Raw genomic sequence first — 20,762 nt, forward strand, 5'->3', positions numbered from 1 at the left:
GCGACATGCGGATTTTTCGTCTATCCGCATGTCATGTGCCTGCGTTAGTCTGACCGTTCCTTGCTGTCTGCCGAGTTTTCCATGCCTGATCTGCTAGACCGCTACCCGCTCACGGCGGGTACTTATCACGAACTGCTCGATGGCAGTGGTGCGGTGCGTCCGCATTGGCGGCGGCTGTTCGATCAGTTGCAACGCAGCACGCCGGCGCAACTGGTGCAGCGGCAAGCACTGCTGGCGCGGCAGATTCAGGAAAACGGCGTCACCTATAACGTCTATGCCGATCCCAAAGGCGCTGATCGGCCATGGGAGCTGGATTTGCTGCCCCACGTGATTGCGGCGGATGAATGGCAGCAACTGTCGGCAGGCATCGCCCAACGTGCGCGGCTGCTCAATGCGGTGCTGGCCGATTTGTACGGGCCGCAACGATTGATCAGCGAAGGGCTTTTGCCGGCGGAACTGGTCTTTGGTCATAACAACTTTCTGTGGCCTTGTCAGGGCATCTCGCTACCCGAACAGGTCTTTCTGCACCTGTACGCCGTGGATCTGGCGCGCACGCCGGACGGGCGTTGGTGGGTCACCGCCGATCGTACGCAAGCGCCGTCGGGCGCCGGCTATGCCCTGGAAAACCGCACCATCGTGTCCCGCGCCTTTCCCGAGTTGTATCGGGATCTGAAGGTGCAGCATCTGGCGGGCTTCTTCCGCACGTTGCAGGAAACCCTTGCACGACAGGCACCCAGCACCGATGACGCGCCGCTGGTGGTGCTGCTCACGCCGGGGCGCTTCAACGAAAGCTACTTCGAACATTTGTATCTGGCTCGCCAGCTCGGTTATCCGCTGGTCGAGGGCGGTGACCTGACGGTGCGCGATGCCACGGTCTACCTGAAAACCCTCAGTGGCCTGCGTCGGGTGCACGCGATCATGCGCAGGCTCGATGATGATTTCTGCGACCCGCTGGAACTGCGTACTGACTCGGCACTCGGCGTTCCCGGGTTGCTTGAGGCGGTGCGCCAGGGTCGAGTTCTGGTTGCCAACGCGCTGGGCAGCGGTGTTCTGGAATCGCCGGGGCTGCTGGGCTTTCTGCCAAAGATCAACCAACACCTGTTTGGCGAAGAACTCATTTTGCCGTCGATCGCGACGTGGTGGTGCGGTGAGGCACCGGTGTTGGCCCAGGCCCTGGAAAAACTTCCCGAACTGCTGATCAAACCGGCGTTTCCCTCACAGAGCTTCGCGCCGGTGTTGGGCCGTGACCTGAATGCACAACAGCGTCAGGCGCTTGCCGAACGCATGCAGGCGCGCCCTTATGCCTATGTGGCGCAAGAATTGGCTCAACTGTCCCAAGCGCCGATCTGGCAGGCGGAAAACGGTCAACTGCAACCGCGGGCCATCGGCATGCGCATGTACGCCGTGGCCGGTGCTGACGATTATCGCGTGCTGCCCGGTGGTCTGACCCGGGTGGCGGCCGAGGCCGATGCCGAAGTGGTGTCGATGCAGCGGGGTGGGGCAAGCAAAGACACTTGGGTGCTGGGTGATCGCCCGCCCAGTGGCGAACAGTGGAAGGGGCAGCGCAACGTCGGGGTCCATGATCTGGTGCGGCGCGACCCGTATCTGCCGTCACGGGTGGTGGAAAACCTGTTCTGGTTCGGCCGTTACTGCGAGCGCTGTGATGACAGTGCGCGGTTGCTGCGCATCATGCTCGCGCGGTATGTCGACGGCGACGATCCGCAAGCGTTGCAGGCAGCGGTCGAACTCGGTGAGCGACTGACGCTGCTGCCGGACGAAGGAGAACTGCCGGAGCGTCTGTTGGCGGCACTGCTGGGCGACGACTGGTCGTTCAGCCTGCGTTCCAACCTGCAACGTTTGCAGTGGGCGGCCTCGCAAGTGCGCGGCAAGCTCTCGCGAGAAAACTGGCAGGCGTTGGTGGAATTGCAACGGGAAGCAATGGAACTGGACACCGACGAACCCGACTTCGGCGAGCTGCTGGATTTCCTCAACCGGCTGGTGATGTCGCTGGCGGCACTGTCCGGGTTTGCCCTCGATGACATGACCCGCGACGAAGGCTGGCGCTTTCTGATGATTGGCCGGCGTATCGAACGTCTGCAATTTCTCAGCAGCAGTCTGGCGGCTTTTCTGCGCGGCGCCGGGGCGTTCGATCAAGCGGGACTGGAGTGGCTACTGGAGCTGGGTAACAGCAGCATTACCTATCGCTCACGTTATCTGGCCGTTGCGCAATTGATTCCGGTGCTCGACCTGTTGCTGCTCGATGAGCAGAACCCGCACGCGGTGTTGTTTCAGTTGAAGCTGGTGACCCGCACCCTGAAACGTTTGAACGATGATTTTGCTGCGCCAAGAGAGGCCGGGCTACCGCAACTGGTCGAGCGCCTGGCACGGTTTGATCTGGGCTGTCTGGAGAATCCATTGTTCGGTGAGGCCAGCGTACGAGCCGCTCTGAATGGTCTGGCGGATCTGCTGCAAGAGATTGCCGAGGCCAGTGGGCAAGTGTCGGATCGTCTGGCCCTGCGCCATTTCGCCCACGTCGATGATGTCAGCCAGCGCACGGTGTCCGTTTGATGAATGCTCGCTACCAGATCCTCCACGACACCTGTTACCACTACGACAGCCCGGTGTCCCTGGCGCAGCAACTGGCGCACTTGTGGCCGAGAAAATGCGATTGGCAGCGCTGCACCGAACAGCAGCTGCTGATCAGCCCTGACCCGACCGTCCGGCGCGACGAGTTGGATGTGTTTGGCAATCCGCTGACCCGGCTGGCCTTCGAGCGGCCTCACGATGAACTGCAGGTCAATGCCCGGCTCACCGTTGAAGTGTTGGCGCGACCGGCGCTTGACTTCAATCAGTCGCCCGCCTGGGAACTGACCCGCGATGCACTGACTTACAGCAGCCAGCCGTTGTCGGCTGAGCTGCTCGAAGCCTGTCGCTACCGGTTCCAGTCACCGTACGTGCACTTGAAAAGCCGCTTCGTCGAGTTTTCGCAAAGCTGTTTTGCGCCGGGCCGGCCGTTGCTGTTGGGCGTGCGGGACCTGATGCAAAAGATCTTCAGCGAATTCACTTTTGATGCCGAGGCGACCCAGGTGGCGACACCGCTGGTCGAGGTGCTGGAACGGCGGCGCGGGGTCTGTCAGGACTTCGCGCATCTGATGCTGGCGTGCGTGCGTTCGCGAGGGCTGGCAGCGCGTTATATCAGCGGTTATCTGCTGACGCAGCCGCCACCGGGACAGCCGCGCTTGATCGGCGCCGATGCTTCGCATGCCTGGGTCTCGGTGTTTTGCCCGGTGCTGGGCTGGGTGGATTTCGATCCGACCAACAATGTGCAACCGGCGCTGGAACACATCACCTTGGCGTGGGGGCGGGATTTTTCCGATGTGTCGCCGTTGCGCGGGGTGATTCTGGGCGGCGGCAATCACGACCCGGAAGTGCGCGTCACCGTAATGCCCCTGGATTAACTCCTACAGGGGGAATCAGGGTGTTTCCGGGAGGGCAGTGAGGGCAGTGAGGGCCGGCAGTGAAACTGCCAGCCCCGTCACAAATCCGCAGGGTCTGATTCGATTGTCAAACCCGGTGGGGCTCAGGCGTCAGGTGCCTGATCTTTCGGTGCTTCGGTTGCATCAACATCATCATCCGTCGCCACTTCACCGTCAGGGTTCAGTGCCGCTTCTTCAGCGGTTTGTTTCTTGCGCTGAAGCTTTTCCTCTTTCTTCTGTTCCTTTGCCAGGTCTCGTTGACGTTTGGCGAAGGAGTAATTGGGTTTGGCCATGGGCGATCCTCTGGGGTCGAAGGTGAGGTTGAGCGGCGCATATTCTGCCCTGTATCGGCGTCCGGGGGTTAACCGGGTTTTTGGTCGACCCACTTGGGCGTGACGGTCGGCTTCCAGTTATCCAGGGCATCAAGCAGTGTTTGCGGCGATTCGCTCACTTGCAGCATGTCACGGTGTGGCGCGCGAACGAAGCCTTCACCGACGATATGATCGAGAAATGCGGTGAGTTTGCTGTAGAAGCCGTTCACTTCCAGCAGGCCCAGCGGCTTGCCGTGGTAGCCGAGCTGGCCCCAGGTCCAGACTTCGAACAGCTCTTCCAGCGTACCCAGACCGCCGGGCAGGGCGATGAAAGCATCACTCAGCTCAGCCATGCGCGCCTTGCGCGCGTGCATACCGTCGACCACCTCCAGACGCGTCAGGCTCTTATGGCCAATCTCCTTGTCCATCAGGCTTTGCGGGATGATACCGATCACTTCACCGCCAGCGGCCAGCGCTGCGTCGGCAACAATCCCCATCAAACCCACGGCGCCACCGCCGTAGACCAGGGTCAGTTTACGTTCAGCCAAAGCCTGGCCAAGGGCGACGGCGGCCTCGGTGTAAGCCGGAACAGTGCCGGCGTTGGCGCCGCAAAATACACAAACGGATTTCAGAGACATGCCTTCCTCCTGGGTCAATCCGTCACAGGGTAATGGCTGGCACGCCTCGATCCAAGGGCTAAACTTCGCGTTCCGGTGATTCAAAGGTGCCGCTGGCGCCACAGGCGTAGGCGGCGAGCAAACTGCACAATAGACCGTTAAAGAACATGACAGGCACTCCGTCTCAAGGGATGGGCCGATCATAGGGTGTGCCGGGAAATCTGGCCGTTAGATTGTCTCGATGAGTGTCATAGCCTGAAAGTTGTATACAATTTTTGACTCAAGTCATAGGAACTTGCGAAGATTTCAGGCAGTCTTTCCATCATTCGTGTTTTTGTTAACCCTGCCTTGGAGATTCACCATGTTTTCCAAAGTTGTTGCGGTATCCCTGCTGGCGCTGGCCAGCAGCCAATTGATGGCTGCCGAGTGCAAAACCACCGTTGACTCCACCGATCAGATGTCCTTCAACACCAAGGAAATCGTGATCGACAAGAGCTGCAAGACCTTCACCGTCGAACTGACCCACTCCGGCAGCCTGCCGAAGAACGTCATGGGCCATAACCTGGTGATCAGCAAGGAAGCTGACATGCAGCCAATCGCTACTGACGGCCTGGCTGCCGGGATCGACAAGAATTATCTGAAGGACGGTGATGCTCGCGTCATTGCGCACACCAAGATCATCGGCGCGAAAGAAACCGACTCGTTGACCTTCGATGTCTCGAAGCTCGATGCGAACGAAAAATATGGTTTCTTCTGCTCGTTCCCGGGCCACATCTCGATGATGAAAGGCACAATCGCCCTGAAGTAACACTGGGTTCAGGTGTCGCAAAACGCCGCTGCGCGATGGTCGCCAGCGGCGTTTTTGCGTCTGGCATGAAGTTTATTTGAGATACCTTTTGTCCGAAAAGTACTGCCACCTGTAATTTCTGACAGTAGACCGCTCCTCTGAGTGGGGATTACATGAGTCTTCATTCCAAGCGATTGCAAAGAGGATTCACCCATGGACGACAAGCGCAAGAACTCAACTTTGGCCGATTTGAAAATCATTAAGGTGTTTTCAGGTGGGGAGGATATTACCAGCGGCGGAAGGACTTTCTCCTCAAGGGCCAATTTCACCGTCACCGGGCCTGCGGACTCTATTCTTCATCTCCTTGTTGATGGTGAGTCGAAATACAATGGCCAGACAAACGGTACAGGCGACGGATTTTTCCTGATAGAAAATCTGCCTGAAGGAAAACATGAATATGTGCTGTCCCATGGGGAGGAGGAAACCGATCCTTTTGTATTGATCTCGGTAGTAACAAAGCCCTTCATCGAAATGCTGGAAGACTCAAACGGCGATGAGGTAGAAAACGGAGGCCAGACAGAAGAAACGGATCTGAAGATCAAGGGATTGGCGAAGACAGGCCAGATAAGGATCTTCAACGGTGCAGCCACTGAGCCGATTGCGACGTTTACGGTGAAACCAGACCGCAGTTGGGATGGCAGTCTCACGCTTGTAACGGGGCAGGTCTATGCGCTGAAAGCCAGGGCGGATGATAGAACCGAATCCGACATCTATACCGTTACCATCGGGGAAGTGTCCGAAGGCGAGGTAAAGATTACTTCGCTGAAGGATTCGGAAGAGGGCGAGATCGAAGACGGTGGGACTACCGCAGACACCAGACTGACGATCACCGGCTCGGCGAAGGACGGCGAGGTCAAATTGCTGGATGGAGATAATTCGACTCCGATTAAAACGTTTACCGCAGCGGATGGCACATGGGGTGGCGAAATCGAACTCACGGCGGGTAAAACCTATGTGCTGAAAGCCGAGGACATAGACGGCGAAAAGTCCGAGACCCACACCGTGACTGTCAGCGAGGCGTCCGAAGGCGAAGTAAAGATTACTTCGCTGAAGGATTCGGAAGAGGGCGAGATCGAAGACGGTGGGACTACCGCAGACACCACACTGACGATCACCGGCTCGGCGAAGGACGGCGAGGTCAAATTGCTGGATGGAGATAACCCGACTCCGATTAAAACGTTTACCGCAGCGGATGGCACTTGGGGTGGCGAAATCGAGCTCACGGCAGGTAAAACCTATGTGCTGAAAGCCGAGGACGTAGACGGCGAAAAATCCGAGACCCACACCGTGACTGTCAGCGATGAACCCGAAGGCGAGGTAAAGATTACTGTTCTGACTGGCGACTCTGGAGATGTAGCCAACGAAGCGGCTACGCCTGACACTAAATTAACGATTGCCGGGACAGCCACCTCAAGCACGGTAGAGGTGTTTGATAAAGATAATTCAAGTCCGATCAAGACCTTTGACGTGGCCAATGGCAACTGGGGCGGCGAGTTGGACTTACTAGCTGACGCAAGATATTCGCTGACTGCCAAGGCTCCACTGGGCAACCTGACGGACGCCATAAACTTCTATGTCGGGACACCAAAACAACCTGCGATCGCCCGGATTGCAGAAGTCGGTGAAGACGGCAAGGATCTTAACGATGGCGACGCGACTACGGTTACGACGCTTGGGTTCAGCGGCCAGGCAGCAGGACATTTCCGATTAACGCTTCGCAATGGGGAAGAGCTATTAGCCCCGACGTCGGTGCACTTCGACAATACCTGGCAAGAGACTCTCAGTGATCTAAAGCCCGGAGACTATGCATTCAACGCGATAACAGCATCAGACATTGAATCTGCAACGATCAAAATCAAGATCGTAGCCCCCGAAGAAGCTGAAAAACGCCTGAAGCAATGACTGCAATTTTTCACATGTTGCGGCCGAACCTGTCGGCAGGCAGTGATCTTGCGATCTCCTCATTGGAAACCGGGATCGCCGCCTGCGACAGTTTTTGCCTTTCGTGACAGCTCAAGGCGCGAATGGCATGACCCGCTTGTGATGCGTTTTGTTGTACGTATCGACAATGATCTTGAACGCGTCTTCCCGCACGGACTCGCCATGCAGGAAGGCATCGATTTCGGCATAGGTCACGCCATGCGAAGCCTCGTCCGGTTTGCCCGGCGACAGATCTTCCAGGTCTGCCGTCGGCACTTTCTCGACCAGCGACTCCGGCGCACCAAAACTGCGTGCAATCGCCCGAACCTGATTTTTTACCAGACCGCTGAGCGGGGCCAGATCACAAGCGCCGTCACCAAACTTGGTGAAAAAGCCCATCACCGCTTCCGCCGCATGATCGGTGCCGATCACCAGGCCGTGCGCCGCGCCAGCGATGGTGTACTGCGCGACCATGCGCATCCGCGCCTTGGTATTGCCCAGCACGAAATCCACCGATACCGCGTGTTTGCCTTCGAACGCCGCCACTTCACTGGCCAGCGACTTTACCGCCGGGCCGATGTTGACGGTGTGGCGCTCGTCCGGGGCGATGAAATCCACCGAGGCCTGGGCGTCGTGTTCGTCGAACTGGGTTTCGTAGGGCAGGCGCACGGCGATGAATTTGTAGCTGTTGTCGCCGGTCTGGTCGCGCAGCTCGCGCATCGCGCGCTGGGCCAGCAGGCCGGCGGTCAGCGAGTCGACGCCGCCGCTGATGCCCAGCACCAGGGTTTTGAGCCCTGAATTGACCAGGCAATCCTGAATAAAGGCAATGCGCCGGGCGACTTCGGCCTGCAGGGCCTTGTAATCGGCGAACGGCGGTTGCACCTTGAGCTGCTGCGCAATCTCACGCTGTACGGCTTGCATGAATTCACTCCTTGCTAGATAGACTGGAATCGGCAGGAACCTGGAAAACGTGTCGCAAATAGGCGACGAAATTCGGGTCTTTACAGTGGGTCTTGCCTGGCTCGTCGGAGATCTTCGCCACCGGTTGGCCGTTACAGGCAGTCATTTTAAGCACGATGCTCATCGGTTCGACACCCGGAATGTCACAGGTGAGGTTGGTGCCGATGCCGAAGCTGACGTTGATCCGACCGTGCAGCGCGCGAAAGATCTCCAGCGACTTGGGCAGGGTCAGACTATCGGAGAACACCAGCGTCTTGCTCATCGGATCGATGCCGAGCTTGTGGTAATGCGCGATGCATTTTTCGCCCCACGCCACCGGATCACCGGAGTCATGGCGCAGACCGTCAAACAGCTTGGCGAAGAACAGGTCGAAGTCGCCGAGAAACGCATCGGTGGTGATGCAATCGGTGAGGGCGATGCCGAGCAGGCCACGGTACTCGCGGACCCAGCAATCGAGCGCGGCGATCTGGCTGTCGATCAGGCGCGGGCCGAGTTGCTGGTGGGCCATGATCCATTCGTGGGCCATGGTGCCCAGCGGTTTCATGTCCAGTTCGCGGGACAGGTGTACGTTGCTGGTGCCGACGAAACGTCCAGGGAAGTCGTGTTTGAGCACATTCACCACTTCGGCCTGCACACCAAATGAAAAGCGCCGGCGGGTGCCGAAATCGGCGACCTGCAGTTGCGACAACTCGTCGGCCGAGGCGTTGGCGGTCAGCCAGTCGAACTTGCGATAGAGCTGTTCGCGTGCCTGTTCCAGCACGGTTTCGCGGTAGCGATAACGGTTGCGCACTTCGCTGACGATCGCCAGCAACGGCACTTCGTAGAGAATCACATGCAGCCACGGCCCGCGCAGACGGATGAACAACTCGCCGTTCTCGATGCCGGTGTGCAGATAACGCAGGTTGAAGCGGAACAACCCGAGAAAGCGCAGGAAGTCCGGCTTGAGGAAGCTGATGCGCTCGAGAAAACTCAGTTGATCGGCGCTCAGGCTCAATTCCGCCAGGCGTTCGATCTGAAAGCGGATCTCGGCCAGATACGGGCGCAGATCCTCGCTGTTACGGCAGCGGAACTCCCATTCGACTTCAACGTTGGGGTAGTTGTGCAGCACCGCCTGCATCATCGTCAGCTTGTAGAAGTCGGTGTCGAGCAGGTTCTGCACGATGCGATCGGCAAACACACTCTCGCTCATAACGGGGTCTCCAGGTGCGCCGCGCCGGTGCGCGGTCTCAATCAATGGCGCTAGTGGCGCATATCGGCGGTGGGGAATGCCAGCATTTTCTGACAACGCATTAGATCCCTTGTGGGAGCGGGCTTGCTCGCGAAGGCGGTGAGTCAGGCCATTCAAATGTGGCTGATACGCCGCCTTCGCGAGCAAGCCCGCTCCCACAGGGGTGTGGATAACTCTGAATTGACGTCAGGTCAGGGATTATCGATCTGCTCCAGCATCCACTTCACAAAATCACGCACCTTCGGCACTTCCGCCGCGTGCTCCGGGTACGCCAGGTAATAGGCATCAGTGCTGGGCATGGCATGCTTAAAGGGAATGACCAGTTTGCCTTCGGCCAATTCCTCTTCCACCAGAAATCGCGGCAACAACGCCACACCACAGCCGACCTGCGCAGCACGAATGCACATATAAAAGGTTTCGAAACGTGGCCCGTGGTAGCTGTGTTCGGTCTGGTAGCCCTGACTGTCGAACCAGTCATGCCAGGCCTGCGGGCGCGAGGCATTTTGCAACAGCACCAGATCGGTGAGTTGCGTCGGATCAGTGAATGGCTTGTCGGGCAGGCTGCCAGGCGCGCAGACCGGCACCAGCTCTTCGCCGAACAACTTCAGGCATTCAGTGCCGGGCCGTGAACCCTGACCGAAATAGAACGCCAGATCGCTGTGGCCCTGCAGCAGATCATCCGCTTCCTGTTCGTTACACAAATCCAGATGAATCGATGGATGGCGCAGTCGCCAGCCTTTCAGGCGGGGCACCAGCCAGCGCGCGCCAAAGGTCGAGGGCGTCGAGACGCGCAGGACTTCGGTCTCGCCGCCGTAGGAACGCAGGTAATGGGTCGACATCTCCACTTGCGTGAGGATTTTTCGTACTTCAACCAAGTACAAATCCCCGGCCGGGGTCATCTGCAAACGCCGCCGCACGCGACGAAACAACAAATGCTGCAACAGCTCTTCAAGCTGCGCGACCTGTTTGCTCACTGCACTCTGGGTCAGGTTCAGCTCTTCTGCTGCGCGGGTGAAACTCAAGTGCCGGGTCACGGCTTCAAAACACTGCAGGGCGGTGATCGAGGGCAAGTGGCGTTTGTTCAGCATGGCCGATCCTTTTCTTGTCTTTCTTTGCGCAGCATGAATAAACGGAATGATATCTCGCGTAAAGGTCGTTTGTTGCCTCGGCATTGTGACGCTACAACTAAAGGCCTGCCCGGTCGCGAAACATCGGCCGCACACATTCAGTTTTTTGCTTGAGGAGTGACCCATGGTTGCCGCATTGCTTGATCGTCTTGGTGTGAACCCGGCCCTTTATCAGAACGGCAAAGTGCCGGTGCATTCGCCGATCGACGGCAGCCGCATTGCCGCTGTGAACTGGGAAGGTCCGGCCGAAGTCGAGCAGCACATTAGTCGCGCAGATCATGCGTTCGAGCAATGGCGCAAGGTGCCGGCGCCGCGTCGTGGCGAACTGGTGCGTCAATTCGGCGAAGTGTTGCGTGAATACAAAGCCGATCTCGGCGAACTGGTTTCCTGGGAGGCCGGCAAGATCACCCAGGAAGGCCTGGGTGAAGTGCAGGAGATGATCGACATCTGCGATTTTGCCGTCGGTCTGTCCCGTCAGTTGTACGGCTTGACCATCGCGTCCGAGCGCCCGGGCCACCACATGCGTGAAACCTGGCATCCGCTGGGCGTGGTCGGGGTAATCAGCGCGTTCAACTTCCCGGTTGCGGTGTGGGCGTGGAACACCACGCTGGCGCTGGTCTGCGGCAACCCGGTGGTGTGGAAACCGTCGGAGAAAACCCCGCTGACCGCGCTGGCCTGCCAGGCCCTGTTCGACCGTGTGGTGAAGAACTTCACCGATGCCCCGGCGAGCCTGTGCCAAGTGATCATTGGTGGTCGCGATGCCGGTGAAGCGCTGGTCGATGATCCGCGTGTCGCTCTCATCAGCGCCACCGGAAGCACGCGCATGGGCCGCGAAGTGGCGCCGAAAGTCGCCGCGCGTTTTGCCCGCAGCATTCTCGAACTGGGCGGCAATAACGCGATGATCCTTGGCCCAAGCGCCGATCTCGACATGGCGGTGCGCGCCATTCTGTTCAGCGCAGTCGGCACGGCCGGCCAGCGCTGCACCACGTTGCGCCGCCTAATCGCCCACGAATCTGTGAAAGAAGAAATCGTCACCCGCCTCAAAGCCGCTTACTCGAAAGTGCGCATCGGCAACCCGCTGGAAGGCAATCTGGTCGGCCCGCTGATCGACAAGCACAGCTTCGAAAACATGCAGGACGCGCTTGAGCAGGCGTTGAGCGAGGGCGGTCGGGTGTTCGGTGGCAAGCGTCAGCTTGAAGATCAGTTTCCCAACGCCTACTACGTGTCGCCGGCGATTGTTGAAATGCCGGAGCAGAGCGACGTGGTGTGCAGCGAAACCTTCGCGCCGATTCTGTACGTGGTCGGCTACAGCGATTTCCAGGAAGCGCTGCGCCTGAACAATGCCGTGCCGCAAGGCTTGTCGTCGTGCATCTTTACCACTGACGTACGCGAGGCCGAGCAGTTCATGTCGGCGGTCGGCAGTGACTGCGGCATCGCCAACGTCAACATCGGCCCGAGCGGCGCGGAGATTGGCGGTGCGTTTGGTGGCGAGAAGGAAACCGGTGGTGGCCGTGAGTCGGGTTCCGATGCATGGCGCGCGTACATGCGCCGCCAGACCAACACTGTGAACTACTCGCTGGAACTGCCGCTGGCGCAGGGCATCACCTTCGACTGATGTTGCACTGACGCAAATCCCTTGTGGGAGCGAGCCTGCTCGCGAATGCGATGAGTCAGTCGACATAGATGTTGGCTGAAACGCCGCTTTCGCGAGCAGGCTCGCTCAGGGTATGCAGTGTTTGGCAGGTTTCTGTTGGAGTCTGGCAATGCCGTTACGCGAAGAATGTCTGTGGGAAACACTCACGCCGCAAAGGCCGGAGAACACCGCGCTCAGGAGTGAGGTGAAAGTCGATGTCTGCGTGATCGGCGCCGGGTTTACCGGGTTGTCGGCGGCGCTGCATCTGTTGGAAAAAGGCAAAAGCGTCTGCGTCCTGGAAGCGCACCGCGCCGGTCACGGTGGTTCCGGGCGCAACGTCGGGCTGGTCAACGCCGGCCTGTGGATCCCGCCGGACGAGATCGAAGCCGGGTTCGGTGAAGCAGTCGGCAGCCAGCTCAACCGCATGCTCGGGGCGGCGCCAGCCTTGGTGTTCAGCCTTGTGGATAAATACAACATCGATTGCCAGTTGCGCCGCGAAGGCACGCTGCACATGGCGCACAACGCCAAGGGCGAGGCGGATCTGCGCAGTCGTGAACAGCAATGGAAACGCCGAGGTGCGCCGGTCGAACTGCTGACCGGCAAGGCCTGCGAGCGAGCCACCGGCACGCAAAAGATCGCCGCGGCACTGCTCGATCGTCGCGCCGGTACGCTCAACCCGATGGCTTATGTCACCGGGCTGGCCAACGCAGTAAGCGGTCTTGGCGGGCAACTGTTCGATCATTCTCCGGTTACTCGCCTTGAGCGTCAGGGCGCGAAATGGTCGGTGCAGACTGAGCAAGGTTCGGTGCTGGCCGAGCAAGTGGTCATCGCCTCCAATGCCTACACCGAGGGCGACTGGACCGAACTAAAGCGCAATTTCTTTCCCGGTTACTACTATCAGGTCGCCTCGGTGCCGCTGACCGAAGAAGCCGCCCAGGAAATTCTCCCGGGCGGGCAAGGTTCGTGGGATACGCGGCAGGTGTTGAGCAGCATCCGCCGTGACCAAGAAGGGCGGTTATTGCTCGGCAGCCTGGGTAATGGCAATCAGAAACCGACCTGGTTTCTCAAGGCCTGGGCCGATCGCGTGCAGCAGCATTACTTCCCCAATCTGAAACCCGTCGAGTGGGAGTGCACCTGGACCGGGCGCATCGCGTTCACGCCTGATCACCTTATGCGCTTGTTCGAACCGGCGCCGGGACTGGTGGCCGTCACCGGTTACAACGGTCGTGGCGTGACCACCGGCACCGTGGTCGGCAAAGCCTTCGCCGACTATTTGTGTCACGGCAATCCGCAAGCCCTGCCGATTCCCTTCGCCCCGATGCAGCCCCTGACCGGCGTGGGGTTGCGCAGTTGTTTGTATGAGGCCGGGTTCTCGCTGTATCACGCGGGCCAGTGCCTGCGCATCGTTATTTGAGTGTTGAAATATGTTGCCGGAAGCGGCGCTTTTCGATGCAGCGACTAGCCTGTAATGGTGCGGGTTGTAGCAGTCCCGCACCAGCAGTGTGCAGTTCGGTGACGCGGGCTGTTACAGGCTGGTTGCACGTCGTTTGTCGCCGCGGTTGCAATGATGGCGCGTGCGGGTTGCGCCTGAAAAAATAAATGGTTTCACCTTCCGCGGTTTAGACGGTTGCACGCCCAATGAAAATGGGAACGAAACAGTCGAAATAACAAGAAAGCAGCGACTTTTTGCAGAATAAAAAACCGATGGCACGGCCCTTGCTCAGAGCATTCAGTGAAGTGAAGTCGCAGTGCCAACTAAAAAAAACCTTGGAGCACCACCTCATGTCCCAGACGTTTTACAAGAAAGGCTTTCTGGCCCTTGCAGTCGCTACTGCGTTGGGTGTTTCTGCGTTTGCTCAAGCTGATGTGAAAATCGGTGTAGCGGGTCCAATGACGGGCGCCAACGCGGCATTTGGCGAGCAGTACATGAAGGGTGCACAGGCGGCGGCTGACGCAGTCAACGCGGCAGGCGGCGTCAACGGGGAGAAAATCGTTCTGGTCAAAGGCGATGACGCCTGCGAACCGAAGCAGGCCGTGACGGTCGCCAAGGACCTCACCAACCAGAAAGTTGCCGGCGTGGTCGGGCACTTCTGCTCCTCTTCGACCATTCCAGCGTCGGAAATCTACGACGAAGCCGGGATCATTGCGATCACTCCGGGTTCGACCAACCCGCAAGTCACCGAGCGCGGCCTCAGCGCCATGTTCCGTATGTGCGGGCGTGACGACCAGCAAGGCATTGTGGCCGGCGACTACATCGTCGACGTACTCAAGGGCAAGAAAGTCGTCGTGCTGCACGACAAAGACACCTATGGCCAAGGCCTGGCGGATGCCACCAAGGCACAACTGGTCAAGCGCGGTGTGACCCCCGTGTTGTACGAAGGCCTGACCCGTGGCGAAAAAGACTTCAGCACCATTGTCACCAAGATCCGTGGCGCTGGTGCCGACGTCGTCTACTTCGGCGGCCTGCACCCGGAAGCCGGCCCGCTGGTTCGCCAACTGCGTGAGCAAGGTCTGAAAGACGTCAAGTTCATGTCCGATGACGGCATCGTGACTGACGAACTGGTGACCACCGCCGGTGGCCCGCAATTCACCGATGGCGTGTTGATGACCTTCGGCGCCGACCCGCGTCTGTTGCCTGAGAGCAAGACCGTGGTAGACGCATTCCGCAAGGCCGGTACCGAGCCTGAGGGCTACACCCTGTACGCCTACGCTTCGGTGCAGACCCTGGCTGCCGCGTTCAACGGCGCGAAGTCCAACAAGGGTGAAGAGGCCGCAGCCTGGCTGAAGAAAAACCCGGTCAAAACCGTTATGGGTGAAAAGACCTGGGACTCCAAGGGCGACCTGAAAGTCTCCGACTACGTGGTTTACCAGTGGGACAAGGACGGCAAATATCACCAGCTGGAAAAGCAGAAGTAAGGGCTGACGCGATCAGTTAATCCACGATCCCCTGTGGGAGCGAGCCTGCTCGCGAATACGGGGTGTCAGTCGCCATAAACGGTAGCTGATACACCGCTTTCGCGAGCAAGCTCGCTCCCACAAGGGCCGGTTGGTTTTTCTGGACGCGCTCTGACATTGCTCCGACGTAAATCTGTATTTTTCCTAGAAGAACCGCACACCCGGGTGTGCAGGTTCTCACTGCGTGAGATTGCGTTATGGATGGTATTTTCCTGCAGCAACTGGTCAACGGCCTGACCCTCGGGTCGGTCTATGGCCTGATCGCCATCGGCTACACAATGGTCTACGGCATCATCGGCATGATCAACTTCGCCCACGGCGAGGTTTACATGATTTCTGCTTACCTGGCGGCAATCAGTCTGGCTCTGCTGGCGTACTTCGGTATTGAATCCTTCCCGCTGCTGATGCTCGGCACGCTGATCTTCACCATCGTGATCACGGCGGTGTATGGCTGGGTCATCGAGCGAGTCGCTTACAAGCCCCTGCGCAATTCCACTCGACTGGCACCGCTGATCAGCGCCATCGGCATCTCCCTGATCCTGCAAAACTATGCACAGATCGCCCAGGGCGCCAAACAACAGGGCGTGCCAACCCTGCTGACCGGTGCATGGCGTGTCGAAGTCGGTACCGGCTTCGTGCAACTGACCTACACCAAAGTCTTCATTCTGGTGGCCGCCTTCGTCGGCATGGGTTTGCTGACCTACGTCATCAAGTACACCAAACTCGGCCGCATGTGCCGCGCCACCCAGCAAGACCGCAAGATGGCTTCGATCCTCGGCATCAATACCGACCGGGTCATTTCCTATGTGTTCATCATCGGTGCAGCCATGGCGGCGCTGGCCGGCGTGCTGATCACCATGAACTACGGCACCTTCGACTTTTATGCCGGCTTCATTATCGGTATCAAGGCGTTTACCGCAGCAGTACTCGGCGGGATCGGTTCGCTGCCGGGCGCGATGCTTGGCGGGATCATCCTCGGCATCTCCGAGTCGCTGTTCTCCGGTCTGGTCAACTCCGACTACAAAGACGTGTTCAGCTTCTCGCTGCTCGTACTTGTTCTGGTCTTCCGGCCGCAGGGCCTGTTGGGCCGTCCTCTTGTGTCGAAGGTGTAAGCGATGTCTTCAACCACTCAAAAAAGCGTTGATATCAAAAAAAGCCTGGTTGAGGCGATTCTGGCCGGCCTGATTGCCCTGATCGTTTTCGGCCCGATTGTCGGCGTCGTGCTCGAAGGTTACAGCTTCAACCTCGAACCGACCCGCGTGGCCTGGATCATCGGCATTGTCATGGTCGGTCGCTTTGCCCTCAGCCTGTTCCTGCAAACACCCAAGGGCCTGAAAATTCTCGACGGCTTCGAGAGCACTGGTTCCGGTGTGCATGTGCTGCCTGCCGATCACAAATCACGTTTGCGCTGGATCATCCCGCTGATGATTGTGCTGGCGGTCATCGTGCCGTTTGTTTCCAACTCCTATCTGCTCGGCGTGGTCATCCTCGGGTTGATCTACGTGCTGCTGGGGCTGGGGCTGAACATCGTGGTCGGTCTGGCCGGTCTGCTCGACCTCGGTTACGTGGCGTTCTACGCCATCGGCGCCTACGGTCTGGCCCTGGGCTATCAATACCTCGGTCTGGGCTTCTGGACGGTGCTGCCATTGGCGGCGATCACTGCCGGGCTGGCCGGTTGCATCCTCGGGTTCCCGGTGTTGCGTCTGCATGGCGACTATCTGGCGATCGTGACCCTGGGTTTCGGTGAAATCATCCGTCTGGTGCTGAACAACTGGCTGTCCCTGACCGGCGGCCCGAACGGCATGCCGGCGCCACTGCCAACGTTCTTCGGTCTGGAATTCGGCAAACGGGCGAAGGATGGCGGGGTGCCGTTTCACGAGTTCTTCGGCATCGCCTACAACCCGGACGTGAAGTACTACTTCATCTACGCGGTGTTGTTCCTCGTGGTGTTGGCCGTGTTGTACATCAAGCATCGTCTGGTCAAGATGCCGGTCGGCCGCGCCTGGGAAGCCTTGCGCGAAGATGAAATCGCCTGCCGCTCGATGGGCCTCAACCACGTACTGGTCAAGCTCTCTGCGTTCACCATCGGTGCCTCGACCGCAGGTCTCGCCGGGGTGTTTTTCGCCACCTATCAAGGCTTCGTCAACCCGACCTCGTTCACCTTCTTCGAATCAGCGCTGATACTCGCCATCGTCGTGCTTGGCGGCATGGGTTCGACCATCGGTGTGGTGATCGCCGCGTTCGTGCTGACGGTTGCCCCGGAACTGCTGCGTGGCTTCGCCGAATATCGCGTGTTGCTGTTCGGCATCCTGATGGTGTTGATGATGATCTGGCGACCACGCGGGCTGATTCGCATCAGCCGTACCGGGGTCACTCCACGCAAAGGTGCCATTCACTATGAGAGGACTGCGCCATGAGTGAAGTCGTACTCTCTGTTGAAAAACTGATGATGCATTTCGGTGGCATCAAGGCCTTGAGCGATGTCAGCCTGAAGGTCAAACGCAACTCGATCTTCGCCTTGATCGGCCCCAACGGCGCGGGCAAGACCACGGTGTTCAACTGCCTGACCGGGTTCTACAAGGCCTCGGGCGGCAAGATCGAACTCAATGTGCGCGGCCAGCAGACCAACGTTATCCAGTTGCTGGGCGAGTCGTTCAAACCGACGGATTTTGTCTCGCCGAAATCATTCCTCAGTCGCCTGTACTACAAGATGTTCGGCGGCACGCACCTGGTGAACCGGGCAGGCCTGGCGCGGACGTTCCAGAACATTCGTCTGTTCAAGGAAATGTCGGTGCTGGAAAACCTGCTGGTGGCCCAGCACATGTGGGTCAATCGCAACATGCTCGCCGGCATTCTCAACACCAAGGGCTATCGCAAGGCCGAAAGCGACGCGCTGGACTGCGCGTTCTACTGGCTGGAAGTGGTCGATCTGGTGGACTGCGCCAATCGTCTCGCCGGTGAGCTTTCCTACGGCCAGCAACGCCGTCTGGAGATCGCCCGGGCCATGTGCACGCGGCCGCAGATCATCTGCCTCGACGAACCGGCCGCCGGCCTCAACCCTCAGGAAACCGAAGCGCTGAGCGCGATGATCCGGCTGCTGCGCGACGAGCACGATCTGACCGTGGTGCTGATCGAACACGACATGGGCATGGTAATGAGCATTTCCGATCACATCGTGGTGCTGGACCACGGCATCGTCATCGCTGAGGGCGGGCCTGAAGCGATCCGCAACGATCCGAAAGTGATCGCGGCCTATCTGGGCGCCGATGAAGAGGAAGTGGCATGACCCAACCGATCCTCGAACTCAAAGACCTCGACGTCTTCTATGGTCCGATCCAGGCCCTCAAAGGTGTTTCGCTGCAGATCAATGAAGGGGAAACCGTCAGCCTGATCGGCTCCAATGGTGCCGGCAAATCGACGCTGCTGATGTCGATCTTCGGCCAGCCACGGGCGGCGGGCGGGCAGATTCTCTACCAAGGCATCGACATTACCCACAAGTCTTCGCACTACATCGCCTCCAATGGCATTGCGCAGTCGCCGGAAGGGCGGCGGGTGTTCCCCGACATGACCGTCGAGGAAAACCTGCTGATGGGCACCATCCCGATTGGCGACAAGTACGCCAAAGAGGACATGCAACGCATGTTCGAGCTGTTTCCACGGCTTGAAGAGCGGCGCAATCAGCGGGCGATGACCATGTCTGGCGGTGAGCAGCAAATGCTCGCCATTGCCCGGGCATTGATGAGTCGGCCAAAACTGCTGCTGCTTGATGAGCCTAGCCTCGGGTTGGCACCGATTGTGGTAAAGCAGATCTTCGCAACCCTGCGCGAACTGGCGAAAACCGGGATGACCATCTTCCTCGTCGAGCAGAACGCCAACCATGCGTTGAAGCTGTCTGACCGCGCGTATGTGATGGTCAACGGTGAGATTCGCCTCACAGGCACCGGCAAGGAATTGCTGGTGAATGAGGAGGTGCGTAACGCCTATCTGGGCGGGCACTGATTCTTCATAAGTTGTCCACAAACCCCGACACGAAAATGTCGGGGTTTTTTTATCTCTCAGATCCACCGCAAACCGCTGTAGGAGTGAGCCTGCTCGCGATGGCGGTTTATCCGTCGAAATATTGTCTGACTGATACACCGCAATCGCGAGCAGGCTCACTCCTACGGTTGATCCGCGCCGGATTTCAGAATTGTGGAAAACAAATTCCCCGAGCTGCCAATGCGCGACATATAGACGCTGCAAATGGCTGTTTTTCCACAGTTTTGACTTGTCCCCGATTACTGTGGAGCTGGCTGTGAATAACGTGGGTGTATCTGGCTGGACGCCTTGTAGAACGTGGCCTGCAAGGGTGTGGTTGATTTTTGATCAGGCATTTTTGCGGGAGCGGAAGACGTCGTTGTCAACCATTTTTTGGGTAACGCCTCGCCGGTCATTCCGTGTGAACAAGCCTGTGGATAAGTCTGTGACTAAACTCTGGAAAGACTGCGCTGAGGGCCGTAATTACTGGCCTCGCGCAATCACTGCGCTGACGGGCCGATCGTGCAGAATGCCATGTGCCGCACATCTGCCACTTCAGGGTCAAGCAAAAAACTTTCTATTTCGCCCGCAAAGCCTTGTGCGGCGCGGCTTTGCGCGTTTGAACTTGCCCCCGGAAACTGTGGAAGGGACTGTGGATAACATGCGTGCACATGGCTACAGGCCACGGTGGCTATGACGTTGCCAGGTCTGGTTGTTTTTTATACAGCTTGAAGGTGTTGCCCGTGAATGCGCGGGCGGGCATGCTGCCTGCTGATTTTCTATTCCAGGGGCTGCCGTGGCGGCCGAAGCAAGGAGAACACGATGTCCAACACCCTGTTTATCACCGGCGCGACGTCCGGATTTGGTGAAGCCTGTGCCCGCCGTTTTGCCGAGGCTGGCTGGAAACTGGTGCTGACCGGCCGTCGTGAAGAACGCCTGAGCGCCCTGTGCACCGAACTGTCGAAGCAGACCGAAGTGCATGGCCTGGTACTCGATGTGCGCGATCGCAAGGCGATGGAAGAGGCGATTGCCAACCTGCCGCCGTCGTTCGCCAAACTGCGCGGTCTGATCAACAACGCAGGTCTGGCGCTGGGTGTAGACCCGGCACCGAAGTGCGACCTGGATGACTGGGACACCATGGTCGACACCAACGTCAAAGGCCTGATGTACGCCACTCGTTTACTGCTGCCGCGCCTGATCGCCCATGGCCGTGGCGCCGGCATCATCAACCTCGGCTCCATCGCCGGTAACTATCCGTATCCGGGCAGCCATGTGTATGGCGCGACCAAAGCGTTCGTTAAACAGTTCTCTCTGAACCTGCGCTGCGACTTGCAGGGCACCGGTGTGCGGGTCAGCAACATTGAGCCGGGTCTGTGTGAAAGCGAGTTCTCGCTGGTGCGTTTTGCCGGCGATCAGGAGCGTTACAACGCGACTTACGCCGGTGCCGAGCCGATCCAGCCACAAGACATTGCCGAGACGATTTTCTGGGTGATGAATACGCCGGCGCACATCAATATCAACAGCCTGGAATTGATGCCGGTCAGCCAGACCTGGGCGGGTTTTGCCATCGAGCGGAACAAGGCTTAAGACCGCGCCGAAGCCATTCGCGAGCAAGCTCGCTCCCACATTTGATCGCGGTCTCATGTGGGAGCGAGCTTGCTCGCGAAGGGG

The 20,762-nt window shown here is 58.8% G+C and carries 17 protein-coding genes; 12 read left to right on the plus strand and 5 right to left on the minus strand.

What is annotated here, in order from left to right; genetic code table 11:
- Positions 1–81 precede the first annotated feature (81 nt).
- Together ACM6IV_RS21680 and ACM6IV_RS21685 are read left to right on the plus strand one after the other, a co-directional pair.
- On the plus strand, positions 82–2,568 hold the full coding sequence (locus tag ACM6IV_RS21680) for a circularly permuted type 2 ATP-grasp protein (RefSeq protein ID WP_414871566.1): 2,487 nt from the start codon (positions 82–84) through the stop codon (positions 2,566–2,568).
- Positions 2,568–3,458: a transglutaminase family protein gene (locus ACM6IV_RS21685; RefSeq protein ID WP_414871567.1), complete on the plus strand. Its 891-nt coding sequence runs from the start codon at positions 2,568–2,570 to the stop codon at positions 3,456–3,458. The genes ACM6IV_RS21680 and ACM6IV_RS21685 overlap by 1 nt, the downstream gene beginning before the upstream one ends.
- A 122-nt stretch (positions 3,459–3,580) precedes the next feature.
- Here the strand turns inward: ACM6IV_RS21685 and ACM6IV_RS21690 are convergent, their stop codons facing one another.
- Together ACM6IV_RS21690 and ACM6IV_RS21695 are read right to left on the minus strand one after the other, a co-directional pair.
- The gene (locus tag ACM6IV_RS21690; RefSeq protein ID WP_122606585.1) at positions 3,581–3,769 is read right to left on the minus strand and encodes a hypothetical protein; all 189 of its coding nucleotides are present in this window, start codon (positions 3,767–3,769) and stop codon (positions 3,581–3,583) included.
- A gap of 68 nt (positions 3,770–3,837) precedes the next feature.
- Positions 3,838–4,425: a TIGR00730 family Rossman fold protein gene (locus ACM6IV_RS21695; RefSeq protein ID WP_414871568.1), complete on the minus strand. Its 588-nt coding sequence runs from the start codon at positions 4,423–4,425 to the stop codon at positions 3,838–3,840.
- A 340-nt stretch (positions 4,426–4,765) separates the two neighbouring features.
- On the opposite strand from ACM6IV_RS21695, the gene azu reads away from it, so the two are divergent.
- Together azu and ACM6IV_RS21705 are read left to right on the plus strand one after the other, a co-directional pair.
- On the plus strand, positions 4,766–5,212 hold the full coding sequence (azu, locus tag ACM6IV_RS21700; protein ID WP_414871569.1) for an azurin: 447 nt from the start codon (positions 4,766–4,768) through the stop codon (positions 5,210–5,212).
- A 192-nt stretch (positions 5,213–5,404) separates the two neighbouring features.
- Positions 5,405–7,153 (plus strand): hypothetical protein, encoded by a 1,749-nt coding sequence (locus ACM6IV_RS21705; protein WP_414871570.1) that lies wholly within the window; start codon positions 5,405–5,407, stop codon positions 7,151–7,153.
- 111 nt (positions 7,154–7,264) lie between these two features.
- On the opposite strand, the gene nadE is transcribed toward ACM6IV_RS21705, so the two are convergent.
- From nadE to ACM6IV_RS21720, 3 genes are all read right to left on the minus strand, one after another.
- Positions 7,265–8,092 (minus strand): ammonia-dependent NAD(+) synthetase, encoded by an 828-nt coding sequence (gene nadE, locus ACM6IV_RS21710; protein WP_414871571.1) that lies wholly within the window; start codon positions 8,090–8,092, stop codon positions 7,265–7,267.
- A 4-nt stretch (positions 8,093–8,096) separates the two neighbouring features.
- On the minus strand, positions 8,097–9,320 hold the full coding sequence (gene pncB / locus ACM6IV_RS21715) for a nicotinate phosphoribosyltransferase (protein WP_123448410.1): 1,224 nt from the start codon (positions 9,318–9,320) through the stop codon (positions 8,097–8,099).
- 230 nt (positions 9,321–9,550) lie between these two features.
- A complete protein-coding gene (locus ACM6IV_RS21720) occupies positions 9,551–10,447 on the minus strand; it encodes a LysR family transcriptional regulator (RefSeq protein ID WP_414871572.1) in 897 nt (298 codons plus the stop codon).
- Between the two features lie 163 nt (positions 10,448–10,610).
- Here ACM6IV_RS21720 and ACM6IV_RS21725 point away from each other — a divergent pair, with 163 nt between their 5' ends.
- From ACM6IV_RS21725 to ACM6IV_RS21760, 8 genes are all read left to right on the plus strand, one after another.
- Positions 10,611–12,101, plus strand: coding sequence for an aldehyde dehydrogenase family protein (locus ACM6IV_RS21725; RefSeq protein ID WP_414871573.1), 1,491 nt, complete (start codon positions 10,611–10,613; stop codon positions 12,099–12,101).
- A 148-nt stretch (positions 12,102–12,249) separates the two neighbouring features.
- A complete protein-coding gene (locus ACM6IV_RS21730; protein ID WP_414871574.1) occupies positions 12,250–13,533 on the plus strand; it encodes an NAD(P)/FAD-dependent oxidoreductase in 1,284 nt (427 codons plus the stop codon).
- 368 nt (positions 13,534–13,901) lie between these two features.
- Positions 13,902–15,035 carry an ABC transporter substrate-binding protein gene (locus ACM6IV_RS21735; RefSeq protein ID WP_038360427.1) on the plus strand — a complete coding sequence of 378 codons (1,134 nt, stop codon included), beginning with the start codon at positions 13,902–13,904 and terminating at the stop codon, positions 15,033–15,035.
- A gap of 236 nt (positions 15,036–15,271) precedes the next feature.
- Complete coding sequence (locus ACM6IV_RS21740; RefSeq protein WP_007915894.1) at positions 15,272–16,186, plus strand: ABC transporter permease subunit; 915 nt, start codon at positions 15,272–15,274, stop codon at positions 16,184–16,186.
- A gap of 3 nt (positions 16,187–16,189) precedes the next feature.
- Complete coding sequence (gene livM / locus ACM6IV_RS21745; RefSeq protein ID WP_414871575.1) at positions 16,190–17,491, plus strand: high-affinity branched-chain amino acid ABC transporter permease LivM; 1,302 nt, start codon at positions 16,190–16,192, stop codon at positions 17,489–17,491.
- Entirely contained in the window at positions 17,488–18,360 is an 873-nt protein-coding gene (locus tag ACM6IV_RS21750) for an ABC transporter ATP-binding protein (protein ID WP_208938939.1), read from the plus strand. Before livM ends, ACM6IV_RS21750 begins: the two co-directional genes overlap by 4 nt.
- Entirely contained in the window at positions 18,357–19,073 is a 717-nt protein-coding gene (locus ACM6IV_RS21755; protein ID WP_414871576.1) for an ABC transporter ATP-binding protein, read from the plus strand. Before ACM6IV_RS21750 ends, ACM6IV_RS21755 begins: the two co-directional genes overlap by 4 nt.
- A gap of 840 nt (positions 19,074–19,913) precedes the next feature.
- Complete coding sequence (locus tag ACM6IV_RS21760; protein ID WP_414871577.1) at positions 19,914–20,678, plus strand: SDR family oxidoreductase; 765 nt, start codon at positions 19,914–19,916, stop codon at positions 20,676–20,678.
- Positions 20,679–20,762: the final 84 nt, after the last annotated feature.

This window comes from Pseudomonas sp. IT-347P, from assembly GCF_949768005.1.
GTDB lineage: Bacteria > Pseudomonadota > Gammaproteobacteria > Pseudomonadales > Pseudomonadaceae > Aquipseudomonas.

Excerpts from the sequence above, each read along its gene's own strand:
- nadE (WP_414871571.1), bottom strand. The coding sequence starts at position 8,092 with ATGCAAGCCGTACAGCGTGAGATTGCGCAGCAGCTCAAGGTGCAACCG.
- livM (WP_414871575.1), top strand. The coding sequence starts at position 16,190 with ATGTCTTCAACCACTCAAAAAAGCGTTGATATCAAAAAAAGCCTGGTT.
- ACM6IV_RS21680 (WP_414871566.1), top strand. The coding sequence starts at position 82 with ATGCCTGATCTGCTAGACCGCTACCCGCTCACGGCGGGTACTTATCAC.
- ACM6IV_RS21690 (WP_122606585.1), bottom strand. The coding sequence starts at position 3,769 with ATGGCCAAACCCAATTACTCCTTCGCCAAACGTCAACGAGACCTGGCA.
- ACM6IV_RS21685 (WP_414871567.1), top strand. The coding sequence starts at position 2,568 with ATGAATGCTCGCTACCAGATCCTCCACGACACCTGTTACCACTACGAC.
- ACM6IV_RS21720 (WP_414871572.1), bottom strand. The coding sequence starts at position 10,447 with ATGCTGAACAAACGCCACTTGCCCTCGATCACCGCCCTGCAGTGTTTT.
- pncB (WP_123448410.1), bottom strand. The coding sequence starts at position 9,320 with ATGAGCGAGAGTGTGTTTGCCGATCGCATCGTGCAGAACCTGCTCGAC.
- ACM6IV_RS21740 (WP_007915894.1), top strand. The coding sequence starts at position 15,272 with ATGGATGGTATTTTCCTGCAGCAACTGGTCAACGGCCTGACCCTCGGG.
- ACM6IV_RS21730 (WP_414871574.1), top strand. The coding sequence starts at position 12,250 with ATGCCGTTACGCGAAGAATGTCTGTGGGAAACACTCACGCCGCAAAGG.
- ACM6IV_RS21695 (WP_414871568.1), bottom strand. The coding sequence starts at position 4,425 with ATGTCTCTGAAATCCGTTTGTGTATTTTGCGGCGCCAACGCCGGCACT.
- ACM6IV_RS21735 (WP_038360427.1), top strand. The coding sequence starts at position 13,902 with ATGTCCCAGACGTTTTACAAGAAAGGCTTTCTGGCCCTTGCAGTCGCT.
- ACM6IV_RS21755 (WP_414871576.1), top strand. The coding sequence starts at position 18,357 with ATGACCCAACCGATCCTCGAACTCAAAGACCTCGACGTCTTCTATGGT.
- ACM6IV_RS21760 (WP_414871577.1), top strand. The coding sequence starts at position 19,914 with ATGTCCAACACCCTGTTTATCACCGGCGCGACGTCCGGATTTGGTGAA.
- ACM6IV_RS21705 (WP_414871570.1), top strand. The coding sequence starts at position 5,405 with ATGGACGACAAGCGCAAGAACTCAACTTTGGCCGATTTGAAAATCATT.
- azu (WP_414871569.1), top strand. The coding sequence starts at position 4,766 with ATGTTTTCCAAAGTTGTTGCGGTATCCCTGCTGGCGCTGGCCAGCAGC.
- ACM6IV_RS21725 (WP_414871573.1), top strand. The coding sequence starts at position 10,611 with ATGGTTGCCGCATTGCTTGATCGTCTTGGTGTGAACCCGGCCCTTTAT.
- ACM6IV_RS21750 (WP_208938939.1), top strand. The coding sequence starts at position 17,488 with ATGAGTGAAGTCGTACTCTCTGTTGAAAAACTGATGATGCATTTCGGT.